13 protein-coding genes and 1 tRNA gene are annotated in these 15,445 nt (G+C 65.2%); 9 read left to right on the top strand and 5 right to left on the bottom strand.

Features of this window, described 5'->3' with window-relative positions; genetic code table 11:
• Positions 1-61: 61 nt before the first annotated feature.
• The 3 genes from LL972_RS08645 to LL972_RS08635 form a co-directional block, all read right to left on the bottom strand.
• Entirely contained in the window at positions 62-916 is an 855-nt protein-coding gene (locus LL972_RS08645) for a hypothetical protein (protein ID WP_228327233.1), read from the bottom strand.
• Between the two features lie 101 nt (positions 917-1,017).
• Positions 1,018-1,091: transfer RNA gene (locus LL972_RS08640), tRNA-Gly, on the bottom strand.
• 119 nt (positions 1,092-1,210) lie between these two features.
• Complete coding sequence (locus tag LL972_RS08635) at positions 1,211-2,995, bottom strand: autotransporter outer membrane beta-barrel domain-containing protein (RefSeq protein WP_228327239.1); 1,785 nt, start codon at positions 2,993-2,995, stop codon at positions 1,211-1,213.
• A 190-nt stretch (positions 2,996-3,185) separates the two neighbouring features.
• Between LL972_RS08635 and thiS the strand changes: the two genes are divergently transcribed.
• The 4 genes from thiS to LL972_RS08615 all read left to right on the top strand — a co-directional run bounded on the left by thiS (position 3,186) and on the right by LL972_RS08615 (position 7,098).
• The gene (gene thiS / locus LL972_RS08630) at positions 3,186-3,386 is read left to right on the top strand and encodes a sulfur carrier protein ThiS (protein ID WP_104583664.1); all 201 of its coding nucleotides are present in this window, start codon (positions 3,186-3,188) and stop codon (positions 3,384-3,386) included.
• Positions 3,387-3,435: 49 nt separating this feature from the next.
• Positions 3,436-4,230 (top strand): thiazole synthase, encoded by a 795-nt coding sequence (locus LL972_RS08625; RefSeq protein WP_054592191.1) that lies wholly within the window; start codon positions 3,436-3,438, stop codon positions 4,228-4,230.
• Positions 4,231-4,402: 172 nt separating this feature from the next.
• Complete coding sequence (trmB, locus tag LL972_RS08620; protein WP_104536135.1) at positions 4,403-5,161, top strand: tRNA (guanosine(46)-N7)-methyltransferase TrmB; 759 nt, start codon at positions 4,403-4,405, stop codon at positions 5,159-5,161.
• Between the two features lie 74 nt (positions 5,162-5,235).
• Positions 5,236-7,098, top strand: coding sequence for an SLC13 family permease (locus tag LL972_RS08615; RefSeq protein ID WP_104648908.1), 1,863 nt, complete (start codon positions 5,236-5,238; stop codon positions 7,096-7,098).
• Between the two features lie 19 nt (positions 7,099-7,117).
• Here LL972_RS08615 and LL972_RS08610 read toward each other — a convergent pair whose 3' ends face one another.
• Positions 7,118-7,459, bottom strand: coding sequence for a Rieske (2Fe-2S) protein (locus LL972_RS08610; protein ID WP_228327232.1), 342 nt, complete (start codon positions 7,457-7,459; stop codon positions 7,118-7,120).
• A gap of 251 nt (positions 7,460-7,710) precedes the next feature.
• Here LL972_RS08610 and LL972_RS08605 point away from each other — a divergent pair, with 251 nt between their 5' ends.
• The 5 genes from LL972_RS08605 (at position 7,711) to LL972_RS08585 (ending at position 12,168) form a co-directional block, all read left to right on the top strand.
• Positions 7,711-7,986: a hypothetical protein gene (locus LL972_RS08605; RefSeq protein ID WP_102585145.1), complete on the top strand. Its 276-nt coding sequence runs from the start codon at positions 7,711-7,713 to the stop codon at positions 7,984-7,986.
• Between the two features lie 206 nt (positions 7,987-8,192).
• The gene (locus tag LL972_RS08600; RefSeq protein ID WP_228327231.1) at positions 8,193-8,906 is read left to right on the top strand and encodes a fumarylacetoacetate hydrolase family protein; all 714 of its coding nucleotides are present in this window, start codon (positions 8,193-8,195) and stop codon (positions 8,904-8,906) included.
• A gap of 60 nt (positions 8,907-8,966) precedes the next feature.
• Complete coding sequence (gene mscL, locus LL972_RS08595; protein ID WP_184625763.1) at positions 8,967-9,398, top strand: large-conductance mechanosensitive channel protein MscL; 432 nt, start codon at positions 8,967-8,969, stop codon at positions 9,396-9,398.
• Positions 9,399-9,507: 109 nt separating this feature from the next.
• Positions 9,508-10,926, top strand: coding sequence for a M28 family peptidase (locus LL972_RS08590; protein ID WP_228327230.1), 1,419 nt, complete (start codon positions 9,508-9,510; stop codon positions 10,924-10,926).
• A 189-nt stretch (positions 10,927-11,115) separates the two neighbouring features.
• A complete protein-coding gene (locus LL972_RS08585; RefSeq protein ID WP_039525778.1) occupies positions 11,116-12,168 on the top strand; it encodes a LacI family DNA-binding transcriptional regulator in 1,053 nt (350 codons plus the stop codon).
• 233 nt (positions 12,169-12,401) lie between these two features.
• Here LL972_RS08585 and LL972_RS08580 read toward each other — a convergent pair whose 3' ends face one another.
• Positions 12,402-15,341, bottom strand: a complete 2,940-nt coding sequence (locus LL972_RS08580; RefSeq protein WP_228327229.1) for a TonB-dependent receptor — start codon at positions 15,339-15,341, stop codon at positions 12,402-12,404.
• Positions 15,342-15,445 lie beyond the last annotated feature (104 nt).

Here is a 15,445-nt window from a genome sequence, read left to right as displayed (position 1 = left end):
CATCGTTGGTCTCCTTGGTGGCTAGTGTGCCCGGGGACCTCTAACTATGGATGGACCAATTTTACGGGGAGTCGACAGGCTCACCCGTGTCGTCTGCGTCAGGCGTCGAAATCGCCCGGATACCCGCCAACGGATTGCTCGACAAAAGCCCTGCCGACACAAGCGATACCAAAAACACCGACAAGCGCTGCCGGTGCTTGGCAACGGTCCAGGCAGCAGGCTCTGGAACTTGATGGGCTCGGGCAAGCGCCACTACATCCATGACCGCAAGGCCCTTGTAGGGTGCGCGCTTGGTCGCATTCGACGGCCACCACCTCACGACATCGAAAAATGCCCGCACATGGTCTGCCGTCAACTCGGACACTGCCAAGTCTTGCCCCACCGCACCAGCAAACAAACGCAATGAGTGGCGGCTTTCAAGCACTGTCTTGCTGTGGAGCTTCGCGCGACCCAAGTCCCCCAAGTGATCCGCAATCGCTTTGGACAGCAGCGGACCAGACGCCTTGGCCTTCCCGGTGCGCCAACCGCTTGGCTTGGCAGGTGCGGCAAGCGCGGTGGCAGGCTCACGCAACAACTCAGCAAACAGCGCTGCGTCCTCGGGCGTGTCGATCTGGGCCTTACCGAGACGCGTACCATTAGGCAGCGTCACATCGGTCAATGTGAGTTCGCGCAGTCCTTGCTCTCGGATGCGCCGCAGCACTTCGTCCAGATCCACCGGCTTCCCCTGCCTCAATGCTTGGAACGCGTTCGATAGTGCCATCCCCATGTAGGCAGACACCAGACGCGCAGGATCGCCGGGGCGAAGATGGAGAGGACGAACCAGAAAACGCGAGCCGACCTGCCCCCGCAAATCAACAGGAACCAAGAAGCGCACGTAGAGGCCTGACGGCCGATGCAGCAAGAGGGGCTTTGTCAAAACGATACCTCAAACGATACCTTGGGAGGTCGTTCGAGGCGGTCTTCAACCAAGCGAAATAGTCAGCAAAATCAAGAGTTTAGCGCTGAACTTCGCAAGACTGGAGCGGGCGATGGGAATCGAACCCACGTCAGTAGCTTGGGAAGCTACAGCTCTACCATTGAGCTACGCCCGCGTGGCGTTGCGAGAGTGTAGGCGGGTGCGGGGGCCGGGCGCAATGCACAGATGTGACGAGGGCCGGTTGCCCGGCCCTCGTGTGTTACGACTTTGCCGCGTGCAACTGTGCAACGTGGATCAGAAATTGCCGCTGAAGTTCACGAACAGCGTCGCATCTCGGGCGCTGCGCTGTGCGGTGGTGGTGCTCAGGCCGATGTTGCTCTGCAGGCCCCACAAGCCGGTGCGGGCACCCAGCACGACGGTGGCGTAGTTGCGATCGAAGTTCTGGCCCGGGACGGTGTACATGCCCACTTCCGGCATCGACTGCAGCCAGGCGCTGGCTTCGGTACCGTCCTTGAACTCGTGGTCGTAGGTCGCCTGCAGGTACGGCTTGACCGCAGCACCGTCCAGGCGCACCTGGAAGCCGATGCGGCCGACCATCGAGTCGATGTCCTGATCGGCATAGCCCAATGCGGTGGAGCTTTCGTTGCTCTCGGTGTAGCCGTCGAGCTTGAGCTTCTGCCAGGTCAGGCCGACCACCGGGCCGTACTTGACGTTGCCTTCGCCCAGCGAATAGCCGGCGTTGACCGCGGCGGTGAGGTTGCTGCCATCCGGCGAACCACTGTGCACGCGGGTGGCCGGCCCGAGCTGCACTTCGCGGTCGACGTCGTAGCTGAGCCAGCTGTAGCTGACCTGGGCATTGACCCAGACCGGGCCGGTGTACCAGCCGAAGAAGCCGCCCAGCGTGGTGTCATCCTGCTTGAAGCTGCCGTTACGGTTGCCGAAGTCGGCATCCATGCTGCCGAAGCCGGCAAAGCCGCCGAACACCAGGTCGCCCGCAGTCCAGTCCACACCGAACAGGCCGGCCGGGGCCATGCCGTCGTACAGATCGGCGTGGTCGTAGCGCTGCATGTCGCCGCGCACGCTGCCCCACCAACGCAGGCCGTCGGCGTCCGGCTTGCCATCCAGATGCCAGGCCACCTGGTCGGCGCGCGCGCGGCCGATGGCCTGCGCCGAATGCGTCAGCACCTGCTGCAGCCGCGGCGCTTCCAGCAGCGAGATGGCGTACTGGCCCAGGATCTGGTGGGTGGCGGTGGTCGGATGGATGCCGTCGGCAAACACATAGGTGTTCGGGGCGTTGGCGGCGACCAGGCTGGTCGGGTTGCACGCCGGCAGCGGCACGGCCGGGTTGCAGGCGGTGCTGGTGACGTTGCTGAAGCCGTAGGTGCCCGGATCGGCAACCACTTCCTGCAGGATGTGGAAGGTGTCGACCGGGATCACGCGCAGGCCGGCCGAGCGCAGGCCATTGAACAATGCGGTGTTGTAGGCGGTTGCCGCAGCAGTGCCCTGCGCCATCGCGGCGGCACCGCCGGCGCGGAAGCGCGGGGTGATGCCCACGTCCGGAATGGTCGGCACCATCACATAGCGCGCACCGGCGGCCTGCAAGGCGCCGACTGCACCGACCTGCGCGGTGACAGCGTTGCCGATGATGGCCTGCGCCTGGGCCGGCGCAGCTGCAGCGGCGAGCAGATCGTTGGCGCCGCCCCACACGGTGTAGAGCGCGTTCGGATTGGCCTGGCCGCCGTTGGCGCTCAGGTAGGTGTTGATCTGGCTGGTCACCGACGGCGCGGCGCCGAGCACGCTGGTCGAACCGGCCTGGATGCGGGCGCCGCCGGCAGCGTAGTTGTCGCCGGTCTGGCCGTTGCCGTTGGGCGCTGCATTGGTGCCGTAATGGTCGGCGACGTATTCGGCCCAGACCCAGCCCGGGTTGGTGGTGAACTTGCCGGTGACTGCGCGCGAGGCGGCCGGCAGCAACGGGTTGTAGTAGCCGCTGTCGGTGAGGCTGTCACCGAAGAACACGGTCTGGTCGAAGGCAGACGCGGCCACGGCCGGGGTGGCCGCAATGGCGATGGCCACGGCCATCAGGGAACGGATCGGGCGAAGAGTTGAAGCCATGGAAGTGCCTGCTCAAGGTAGTGTGGAACTGGACCGGACCTGCTGACGTACGCCGGCGCATGGCACATGGTTTCACCCTCGCCGCCCGCGCTCACGCTGCATTGCCGCATAACGCAAAAACGCGCGCCCTGACGGCACGCGATGCCACAATGATGACATGAACATTCAACTCAACGGCACCCCGCGCGACATTCCCGACGACTTGCTGCTGGCAACCCTGCTGGAGCAGGAAGGTCTTGCACAGCGGCGCGTGGCGGTGGAGGTCAATGGCGAAATCGTGTCGCGCGGGCGGCATGCCACGCACCGGTTGCGTGCCGGCGATGTGGTGGAGATCGTGCACGCGCTGGGCGGCGGTTGATGCGACGTGCAGGCCGGCGCAGCTGCGCGCGATCGGTGATAATTGCCCGATGACCAATACCGCCCCCTCTGATGCGCTGATCATCGCCGGCAAGCCCTACCGTTCGCGCCTGCTGACCGGCACCGGCAAGTTCAAGGACCTGGACGAAACCCGCCTGGCCACCGAAGCGGCCGCCGCGCAGATCGTCACCGTGGCGATCCGCCGGGTGAACATCGGCCAGGACCCGAACGCGCCCAGCCTGCTCGATGTGCTGCCGCCGGATCGCTACACGCTGCTGCCCAACACCGCCGGCTGCTACACCGCCGAAGACGCGGTGCGCACCTGCCGGCTGGCGCGCGAGCTGCTGGATGGCCACAACCTGACCAAGCTGGAGGTGCTCGGCGACGAGCGCACGCTGTACCCGGACGTGGTGCAGACGCTCAAGGCTGCCGAGCAGCTGGTGGCCGACGGCTTTGAGGTCATGGTCTATACCTCCGACGATCCGATCCTGGCCAAGCGCCTGGAAGAGATCGGCTGCGTGGCGGTAATGCCGCTGGCCGCGCCGATCGGCTCCGGGCTGGGCATCCAGAACAAGTACAACCTGCTGGAAATCATCGAAAACGCCAAGGTGCCGATCATTGTCGATGCCGGCGTGGGCACGGCATCGGATGCGGCGATCGCGATGGAGCTGGGCTGCGACGGCGTGCTGATGAATACCGCCATCGCCGGTGCGCGCGATCCGATCCTGATGGCCAGCGCGATGCGCAAGGCGATCGAGGCCGGACGCGAGGCCTTCCTGGCCGGGCGGATTCCGCGCAAGCGGTATGCCTCGGCGTCCAGCCCGGTGGATGGCGTGATTGGATGAGTGGGTGTGCTGCGTTGACATTGCAGTCGATGCGCAATGCTTGGCCGTGTGACGTGGCGGATGTGGCCGTTGCTGGATCGCGCGTTGCTGCAAGTGCTCCCTCACGCCGTACCCTCACCCTAACCCCTCTCCCCAAGGCAGAGGGGCTTTTGTTTTTTGATGTGACTTCCTCATGACTGATCCTTTCACCAGCGACGGCGCCAAGATGCCGCCCAAGCCCTTCACCATCGAAGAGGGCCGCCGGCAGGTGCGCAGCTTCGTGCTGCGCCAGGGCCGCTTTACCCCGGCGCAGCAGCGCGCGTTCGACGAGTTGTGGCCGCGTTTCGGCCTGGACTACAGCGGTGCGCCGCGCGATCTCGATGCGGCCTTCGGCCGTCCCGCACCCAAGGTGCTGGAGATCGGATTTGGCAATGGCGCGGCATTGCGCTTTGCCGCGCAGCAGGACCCCAGCCGCGACTACATCGGCATCGAGGTGCATGCGCCCGGCGTCGGTCGCCTGCTCAATGCGCTGGACGATGATGGCAGCACGCATGTGCGCCTGTATCACCACGATGCGGTGGAAGTGCTCGAACACGAGATCGCCGATGGCGCGCTTGACGAGGTGCGCATCTACTTCCCCGATCCGTGGCACAAGAAGCGCCACAACAAGCGCCGCCTGATCCAGCCGGCATTCGCGCAGCTGGTGGTGCGCAAGCTGCGCGATGGCGGCCGCCTGCATGCGGCCACCGACTGGGCCGATTACGCCGAACAGATGTGGGACGTGCTCGACGCCACCCCGGGCCTGGTCAATCGCGCCGGTCCGCGCGGCCACGTCGAACGCCCCGCCTGGCGCCCGCAGACCCACTTCGAAACCCGCGGCCAGAAGCTCGGCCACGGCGTGTGGGATCTGGTTTATGACCGGGATTCGGGAGCGGGGATTGGGGATTCGTAACAGCGCTTCCCCGCATACTCGACGCCGCAGTCGCCTGACCAATCCCCACTCCCGAATCCCGAATCCCCGCCCCGATGGACACCGCGCTGACACTGACCAACGATATGAAGCTCGTCCTCGGGCTGGTCGGTTTCACGATGGCGATGTTTTTGTTCGAGCGCATCCGCGCCGACGTGGTGGCCTTGATCGTGCTGGTGGTGCTGGGCGTCACAGGGCTGGTGGCGCCGGAAGAACTGTTTGGTGGTTTTTCCGGTAACGCGGTGATGAGCATCATCGCCACCACCATTCTCGGTGCGGGGCTGGAGCGCACCGGTGCGTTGAATCGCCTGGCGACCTGGTTGCTGCGGCGCTCGCATGGCAGCGAACAACGCCTGATGATGATGACGCTGGCCATCTCCGGCCTGAACTCGTCCTTCATGCAGAACCCGTCGGTGATGGCCTTGTACCTGCCGGTCGCCTCGCGGCTGGCCGCACGCACCGGGCTGACCCTGCAACGCATGCTGCTGCCGATTGCCGCAGCCATCGTGATGGGCGGCGCGCTGACCATGGTGGGCAATTCGCCGCTGATCCTGCTCAACGACCTGCTGGTGTCGGCCAACAACAACCTGCCCTCGGGCATGGCCAGCATCGAGCCGTTGACGATGTTCGCGCCATTGCCGATCGGCGTGGCCTTGCTGATCGCCGCATTGCTGTACTTCCGTTTCTACGGCGACCGCAAGCTGATCGAGGAAGAACGCCTGATCAACGAAGGCGTCACGCCCTCGCGCACCGAGAGCTATTTCGCCAAGACCTACGGCATCGACGGCGACGTGTTCGAGCTCACCGTCAGCGCCGAAAGCCCGCTGGTCGGCATGACCCTGGGCGAGGCCGAGGCGCTGCACGACGCGCCCTTGCTGCTCGCCTTGAAGACCGGCAACGACACCCGCCTGGCGCCGCCGGCGGACATGCGCATCTGGGTCGGCAGCGTGCTCGGGGCGATGGGCCCGCGCCAGGAAGTGACCGACTTTGCGCAGAACCAGTTCCTGCGCATGTCCTCGCGCCTGCGCAACCTGGGCGATCTGTTCAACCCGAGCCTGGCTGGCATTTCCGAAGCATTGATCCCGCCCAACTCGCGGCTGATCGGCAAGACCGCCGCCGAGTTGCGCCTGCGCAAGCAGAGCGGCATCAGCCTGCTGGCGATCAATCGCGACAAGCAGGTGATCCGCGAGGACGTGCGCAACGTGCCGCTGCGCGGCGGTGACATGCTGGTGTTCCACAGCATCTGGCAGGACCTGGCGCAGGCGGCGGAAAGCCGCGATTTCGTGCCGGTGACCGACTTCCCCAAAGGCGAGCAGCGCCCACACAAGTTCAAGATCGCCATGGCGATCTTCGCCTTCACCATCCTGATCGCGCTGACCTCGCGCCTGCCGGTGGCGCTGACCTTGATGACCGGCGTGGCCTGCATGCTGGTCAGCGGCGTGCTGCGTATGGACGAGGCCTATGCCTCGATCAACTGGAAGACCATCTTCATGATGGCCGGCCTGATTCCACTGGGCTGGGCGATGGACAGCAGCGGCACTGCGGCGTGGGTGGCCGGGCACACCATCGACCGCCTGCCCGAAGGCATTCCGGTGTGGGCGCTGGAAATCAGCCTGGCCCTGTTGACGACCGCGTTCTCGCTGGTGATCAGCCATGTCGGCGCCACCATCGTGATGGTGCCGATCGCGGTCAATCTGGCGCTGGCGGCCAACGGCAACCCGACCGCATTCGCGCTGATCGTGGCGTTGTCGGCGTCCAACAACCTGATGACTGCCTCCAACCCGGTGATCTCGATGGTGGCAGGCCCGGCCAACTATCAGCCGCGCGAGCTGTGGCGCGTGGGCGCACCGCTGTCGCTGATCTACGTCGTGGTGATGGTGTCGATGATCAACCTGATGTTCTGGTGGGCAGCGCGCTGAGTCGCACCACCTTCAGCAGTCACCCGAGCACCACCTGCTCACCCTCGATGCGTACCGGCACCGACAGCAGCGATTGACCGCGGCACGGCCCGCTGATGCATTCGCCGCCACTCAGCTCGAACGCTGCGCCATGCGCCGCGCACACCAGATGGCCTTCCTTGGTCTTGAGGAACTGGCCGGGCGCCCAATCCAGCCGACGGCCGGCGTGCGGGCAGACGTTCAACCAGGCGCGCACCTGGGCGCCGTCGCGGTACAGCACCAAGGACTCCGGGCCGCCGTCCCAGACCGCTTCGACTTCCAGAAATCCGGCATCGGGAATCTGCGCCAGTTCGGCAAGCGTGGTGGGCGATGACGAAGACATGCGGTCTGCTGTTCGAGAACGGACTGCGATTGTGGCATGCGCCTGCAGCGCTCCGACGCCACGCAGTGGCTACGGTCCGCGCATTTGCTGGCCCGTGTGGGCGCTGCTCCGGGCCGCTAAGGCGACAATCGCGCAACACATCGGATGTGATGGATTTAACAAATTGGGCTAGCTTTTAACGAAGTTTTCACTCAATGACATGAAACCGCAACGATACTGCCTGCCTGTTTCCTGCCCGGCAGCCCACCGCCATGCCTGCACGCATCTTCCAATTCGGCAACCTCCACCACCTGTTTGCACCGCGCAAGCCGCGTCACCCGCTGGTGCGCGTTGCCGCCGGCCTGGCTGGTCTGGTCATCCTTGCGGTGCTGATCTTCTTCAGCGTGTTCGTGGGCGCGGCGATGATCCTGGGCGGCATCGCCTGGAAGCTGCTGAGCAAGTCGAACCGTCGCACGCCGCAGCAAACCCGCGTGGTCGAGGCCGAGTACCGCGTGGTGCGCAAGCCCGCACTGCCGTTGTCGCACTGAAGCACCGCGCCACCGCCATCCGGCGCGGTGGGCCTTGCATCCTGATGTCACTGCGCATGTCATAACCGGCATGCGCGCGTTTTGCGTGCGCCAACTCCCACCGTGATCGTCATAACTGCCAGCCATCGCAGTGATGCGGCACGGCGGTTCCGCCATGCACAGCCAAACGGCTAGACTCAGTTGCCCCGTTCCCCAAGGATGCGTGCATGACCCACGATGTGATTCCCGCCGCCGCCGTCCCGCGCATTCCGGTGGTTGGTGGCGGCAACTTTCCGGTGCACCGCATCTACTGTGTCGGCCGCAACTTTGCCGATCACGCGCGCGAGATGGGCGCCACTGCGCCTGCGTCCAAGGCCGAGCGTGGCCAGCCGACCTTTTTCATGAAGCCTGCCGATGCGATCGTGGTCGGCCATGGCGACCACATTCCGTACCCGCCCGGCACCAAGGAACTGCACCACGAAGTGGAGCTGGTGGTGGCACTGGGCAGCGATGCGCCGGCCGGCGAATTGCCGATGGAGCAGGCAGAGGCGCTGATCTACGGCTACGGCGTGGGCCTGGACCTCACCCGACGCGATCTGCAGGCCGCCGCCAAGGCCAAGGGCCTGCCATGGGACATCGCCAAGGGCTTCGACCACTCCGCGCCGATCAGCGAGCTGGTGCATGCCGGCGAAGTGGGTGCGCTGGAGGCCTTGAATCTGTCGCTGGAGGTCAACGGCCAGGTGCGTCAGCAGTCGTTGCTGGATCAGATGATCTGGAACGTGCCGGAGATTTTGCATGAGCTCTCCAAGCTCTATGCATTGCGCGCGGGCGACCTGATCTTCATGGGCACGCCGGCCGGTGTCGGCCCGCTGCTGCCGGGCGATCAGTTCAGTGCACGCCTGGAAAACGTTGCCGAGCGCCACGGCATCATCGCGGGCTGACACGCGGCCCGCTACGATCACGCCGCGGCAGTTGGTCCGCGACCGCATCTGGAGTGCGCTATGGGAATGGTCAGCGAATTCAAGCAATTCGCGATGCGTGGCAATGTCATCGACCTGGCGGTCGGTGTCGTCATCGGTGCAGCGTTCGGCAAGATCGTCACTGCACTGGTGGAAAAGATCATCATGCCGCCGATCGGCTGGGCCATCGGCAATGTGGATTTCTCGCGCCTGGCGTGGGTGCTCAAGCCAGCCGGCGTCGATGCCACCGGCAAGGAAATTCCGGCAGTGGCGATCGGCTACGGCGATTTCATCAACACCGTCGTGCAGTTCGTGATCATCGCCTTTGCGATCTTCATGGTCGTCAAGCTGATCAACCGCCTGACCCACCGCAAGCCGGATGCCCCCAAGGGCCCGAGCGAAGAAGTGCTGTTGCTGCGCGAGATCCGCGATTCGTTGAAGAACGACACACTGAAGACACCGGGCGCGCCGTAAGCGGACACATCCGCTGCGCAACTTCGCGCAGGAGGATGACGTTTCGCACGCAGACGGGGGACGTCGCGCTGATAAGCTCGGGGTCCCCTTGTCGTTGGAGCCGCCCTGCATGCGTCGCCTCGCTGTTGCCATCTCTGCCCTACTCGCCTGCACACCCGCGCTTGCCGCACAGACCACCATCGCCGATGGCGCGCTGCGCACCGCCGCGCAGCTGCGCGAGCAGGCCCTGGCCGACACCACCGGCTTTGCGGTGGTGGAATCGTTGACCACTGAAGTGGGCCCACGCATTGCCGGTGGCGAGGCCGATCCGCGCGCGGTGGCCTGGGCCAAGGCCAAGTTCCAGTCGCTGGGCTTTGACAAGGTGTGGACCGAGCCGGTGCGCTTTCCGAAGTGGCAGCGGCGCAGCGAACAGGCGGCGGTGATCGGCGCGCATGCGCAGCCTTTGCATATCACCGCACTGGGCGGCAGCCCGGGCGGCACCGTCGAAGGCGAGGTGGTGCGCTTCGACAACCTGGCCGCACTGCAGGCCGCACCGGCCGGCTCGCTGGCCGGCAAGATCGCGTTCGTCGATTACCAGATGACCAAGGCGCGCGACGGCAAGGATTACGGCAATGGCGGCGCGGTGCGCAGCAAGGGCCCGTCGGAAGCGATCCGCAAGGGCGCGATCGGCTTCGTGATGCGCTCGGCCGGCACCGACTCGCACCGCGTGCCGCATACCGGCATCACCCGCTTCGATGAAGGCGTGACGCCGGTGCCGGCAGCGGCGTTGTCGGTGCCCGACGCCAACCAGCTCGCGCGCCTGACCGCGCTGGGCAGCACGCGTGTGCGGCTGGTGCTGGATTGCGGCTGGGACGGCACCGCGACCTCGTACAACGTGATCGGCGAAATCACCGGACGCAGCAAGCCGAAGGAAGTGGTGGTGATCGGCGGGCATCTGGATTCGTGGGATCTGGGCACCGGCGCGATCGACGATGGCGCCGGCGTGGCGATCACCATGGCCGCCGGCCACCTGATCGGCCAACTCAAGCAGGCGCCCAAGCGCAGCATCCGCGTGGTGGCCTTCGCCAACGAGGAACAAGGCCTGTACGGCGGCAAGGCATATGCAGCCGCGCACGGAAAGGACGCCAAGGACATGTCGCTGCATCAGATCGGCGCAGAGAGCGACTTCGGTGCCGGGCGCATTTATGCGTTCAACACCGGCTCGGCGGCACCGGACGAGTCGCGCGCAGCGACCAGACAGATTGCCGAGGCGCTTGCGCCGTTGGGCATCGCGTATGAGCCGAGCAAGGGCGGCCCCGGCCCCGATGTCGGGCCGATTTCCGCCAAGGGTGGCGCCTGGGCATGGCTGGCCCAAGACGGCACCGACTACTTCGATCTGCACCACACCGCCGACGACACGCTGGACAAGATCGACCCCAAGGCGCTTGCGCAAAACGTGGCGGCCTACGCGGTGTTTGCGTATCTGGCGGCCGAAGCCGATGGCGATTTCGGCAGCCGCGCAAAAAGCGTGCAGCCGCCGAGCGAATAACTGCATTTGCAGACGTCGCGGGCACTCCTCGGTTGAGTGCGCGGGGCACAGAGCACGAGCACGCTGCGCGCTGTCTGTGCCGATACCGACATCGCAGCGACGATCGCCAGCGGCCAGGCACGTCCTGGTCGCTGCAGGCCTCAAGCACGCCACCTGCCTTTCGCTTCCACTCCAGGACGAGCACACACAATGGCGGCCAAGCGCCAACGCAGTGCGAACAACGCGGCAACCCTGCTGGATGTCGCCAAGCACGCCGGCGTCTCGCCGATGACGGCTTCGCGCGTCATCAACCGCCACCCACATGTCGGCGAGGAGATGCGCGTGCGCGTGGAAGCCTCGGTCCAGGCATTGGGGTATCGCCCCAACCTGGCCGGCCGTTCGTTGCGCACCAGCGGCCTGTTGCGCATCGGCGTGCTGTACAGCAATCCCAGCGCGGCTTACCTCAATCAATTCATGCTCGGGCTGCTCGAACAGAGCAGCCTCAATGGCAGTCAGGTGCTGGTGGAAAAATGCGGCGCCATCCGCAGCCAGCGTGCCGCCACCGAGCGCTTGCTGGCGGCCGGCGTGGACGGCGTGATCCTGCCGCCACCGCTATGCGACTCGCGCCAGACCATCGCCGAACTCGACGCACGCGGCATCCCGGTCGTGGCGGTGGCGAGCGGCGCACCGATGGCGCAGATCAGCTCGGTGCGCATCGACGATTATCAGGCTGCGCGCGCCATCGTCGATCACCTGATCGAACTGGGGCATCGCCGCATCGCCTTGATCAAAGGCGACCCCAAACACACGCCCAGTGCGTTACGTGCCAACGGCTATCTCGACAGCCTGCAGGCTGCCGGCCTGCCCGTAGCCGAAGAGTTGATGGCAGACGGTCTGTTCACCTATCACTCCGGCCTGCTCGCCGCGCGCAGCCTGCTTGCACAGGCGCAACCACCCACCGCCCTGTTCTGCAGCAACGACGATATGGCGGCAGCCGCCGTTGCGGTCGCACACGGGCTGGGCTTGCGCGTGCCCGAGGATGTATCGGTCGCCGGCTTCGACGACACCCCGGTTGCCACCACCATCTGGCCCGAACTCACCACCGTGCATCAACCGGTCACCGCGATGGGCCGCGCGGCGGTGTCGCTGCTGGCCGATGCGATCCGTCAGCGACGCAAGGGCGATCCCGCGCAGGGCGTGCATCAGGTGATGAAGTACACCGTGGTCAAGCGCGGTTCGACGGCCGGGCCACCGGCGCGCTAAGCGCTGCATCGATCGGCATCGGGTAACGCCTGCGCCATCACGCAAAAAAACGGCCACATCGCTTCCCGACGATGCGGCCGAATGGGAGGGTGCCTGACGTTGCCGTCAGGCGTACTGCAGCGCCGTAATCAGCGGCGACGGGAAGAAAGCGCAATGACCGCCTGGAGAGTGACAACAGCGAAACATGTGCGACACGGCGCGGGGTGCGCCATGTCGCACAACGCACAGCCGGATCAGAAGCGCAGACGCAAGCCCGCGTAGTAACGACGCTCGAAGATGTTCTGGTCGTAGTAGTGGTTGGTCCACTGCGCGTAGCGCCGCTCGCTTTCGCCGGTCAGATTGGTCGCCTGGGCGTACAGCGTCAGGTGATCGTTGACGTCGTAGCTGAAGGACGCATCGAGATAGCCCACGTCGTCGTTCCAGATCGCCAGCTCGTCGCCCCAGGCACCGCTGTTGACCTGGCTGAAGCGCTTGCTGCGCCAGTTGTAGGCCACGCGTGCCTGCAACTTGTCCTTCTGATACCACAGCACCGCGTTGGCCTGGTGCTTGGAATTGTCGCCGATCGGCAACGTATTGCCTTCGATATCGGTGTTGTCGGTGTCGGCATCGGAGAAGGTGTAGTTGATGTTGGTACCGAAGCCGCTCAACCAGCCGGGCAGGAAGTCGAAGGCTTGCTGATACCCCACTTCAAAGCCCTTGATCTTGCCGCCACCGCCATTGACGATGCGCTCCACCGGGCCACCCAGCCGCGCCACGCCATCGGCGTCGGGCAACAGCTCGATATTGGTCACCGTGGTGGGGAACGACTTCACATCGATCAGGAACGCGCCCACGCTGACCAACGACGCATCGGAGAAATACCATTCCCACGAGGCGTTGTAGTTGGTGGCGCGATACGGATCCAGATCCGGATTGCCGGAGCGGCCATTGAGGAACAGCACCGCGTCCGAGGGCAACGCGGGGTTGCGCGGCGGCGTGCCGTTGACCGCATAGAAGCTCACCAGCCCGCGCCCGAGATCGGGCAGGTCCTGGCGCGCCACCGCCTTGTTGTAGGCAAAGCGCAGCTTCTGCGCGTCGGTGATGTCCAGCGACAGGTTGGCGGTGGGCAGCACGTCGGTGTATTGGCGGTTCAGGCGATTGGTACCGATCGCCGGGCTGACGCCGTTCCATTCGACATTGCCGATGAACACGTTGCCGCTGCTCAGGTACTGATCGATCGCCAGCTTGGTCTGCACGATGCGTGCGCCGATGTTGGCTGTCCACGGGACTGCGCTACCGGTACCACCTTCCAGATTGGCCAGAAAATACGCTGCGGTACTCTTTTCGGTGACCTTGTAGGAGTCGGCGGCCTGCTGGTAGGCCACGTTGCCGGGGTACAGGCTGTTGAGGTAGCCCACCGGGTCCTTCATGACCTGCGGGTTGATCGCCGGCAGGCCCTGGCTGCCCAGGCCGGTGACCCTGAGCGGATCGAAGTCGTTGAAGTAGGCCCAGTAACCGGGGATCGAATTGAACGGCAGCAGGCGCGCTTCGGAGACGCCGCTGCAGGTGTCCACGATCAGCGGATCCTTGAAGTAGTAGAGCGAGCGGTTCGGATCGGCACAGCTGGTCGACACCGGCGACAGATAGCGATAGGTGTCCAGCTTGACCTCGCGCTCGCCGTAACGGATGCCGAACTGGAAGCCGCGCACCACGCCCTCGTCGAACTCGAAGGTGCCATCGGCACGAAACGCGTCCATCGTCGCTTCGATCTTGTTGCCCTGCGCCCAGGTCGACATCAGCTGCCAGTTGTCCGGGTTGGACACATCGGTGCCGAGGTTGACCGCCGGATAGGTGCCGCGGAAATCCACCGAGGCATCCACTGTTGGCAAGCCATTATTGGCGTTCGCCCACTGCGTGACGCCGCCGGCGCGCGTGATCTGGTCGCCACGCGTCACCACCGCATCGGCACGCGCTTCGTCGTAGGTGCGCTGTGCATCGCCATGCACCCAGCGGAACGACGCACGGAAGGGGCCACCATCATCGAAGCGCAACTCCAGATTGGTGTTGAGCGCGTCCGAGTCGGCAACGCCGGCCATCGAGTGGGCCTGGAAGCGGTTGTAGCGGAACTGGCCGTATTCCAGCACGCCGTTGGAATCGACCACCGACCCGGGCTGCAACTGGTTGGTGGCCCAACCGGTGTGCAGCTGCGCGGCCACCGAGGTGTCCTGGTCTTCGAGCTTGGTGTAGGCGGCATCGGCCAGCACCGTCCACGAATCATTGATGTTGAACTGGAACGAGCCGTTGATGCCGGTGCGCTGGCGATCGGTGCTGCGGTTGTCCAGTTCGGTGGCGACCCAGTTGTAGAAGTAGTCGCGCGGCAGATTGGACGGATCGGTATTGCTGCCGATGCGTCCGTCGCCGTTGAAGTCGAAGCCCACGTTCTGCTCGGTGGATTTCTGCGCGCCATTGGAATACACGCTGGGATGCTTGTTCTCCAGCGTGGCATCGGAGTACGACACCGCCAGCAACGCGCCCCAGCGCTCGGTGCGGAAGCTGGCCAGGCCCGAGTACAGCTCGTTGAGTTCCTGCACGCGGTCGCCGTAGGAGCCTTCGGCCTGGCCGCTGAAGGTCCAGCCTTCCGGCAGGTCGAATGGGCGCCGTGTCTTGAGCGAGACGGTACCGCTGATACCGCCATCCAGGTCGGCGGCGGTCGGCGATTTGATCACGTCCACCCCGCTGAACAGCGTCGGCGGGATGTCGACGAAATCCGGCTGCGCGCGGCCGATGTTCGGCTGGCCGTACTGGTCGCCGCCACCGGCGCTCAGGTACAACTCGCCGTTCATGGTGGTCTGCACCTGCGGCATGCCGCGGATATTGAGCTGCGAGCCCTCGCCGGCCGAACGCCGGATCTGTACGCCGGGCACGCGTTGCAGCGAATCGGTGATGGTGACGTCGGGCAACTTGCCGATGTCTTCGGCAGAGATCGAGTCGATGATCTGCGCGGCGGTGCGCTTGTTCTCGATGGCCTCGGCCTGCGCGCCGCGCACGCCCTTGACCATGACCTTGTCCAGGTCGGTGACCCCGGCGGCGTTGCCGGCGTCCTGTGCGCCTGCGCTGCCGGCAAGCAGGGTGAGTGCGGCCGCGAGTGCGGCGGCCAGTGATGTGTGGCGGGTGTTCGAATGCAGCTTGTTCATGGTCCCCTCCCAGGGATGACGACAATCCACGACCGTTTCGAATGGCATTGCAGCAACGGCAATGCGGTATTGGCTGACGCGCAATCGTCGCGTCAGTGCGACCG

The organism is Xanthomonas campestris pv. asclepiadis, assembly GCF_020784175.1.
In the GTDB taxonomy this organism is placed as follows: domain Bacteria; phylum Pseudomonadota; class Gammaproteobacteria; order Xanthomonadales; family Xanthomonadaceae; genus Xanthomonas; species Xanthomonas campestris_D.
Note: the sequence above shows the minus strand (reverse complement) of the source record. Positions and strands in the feature narration are given on the sequence as shown.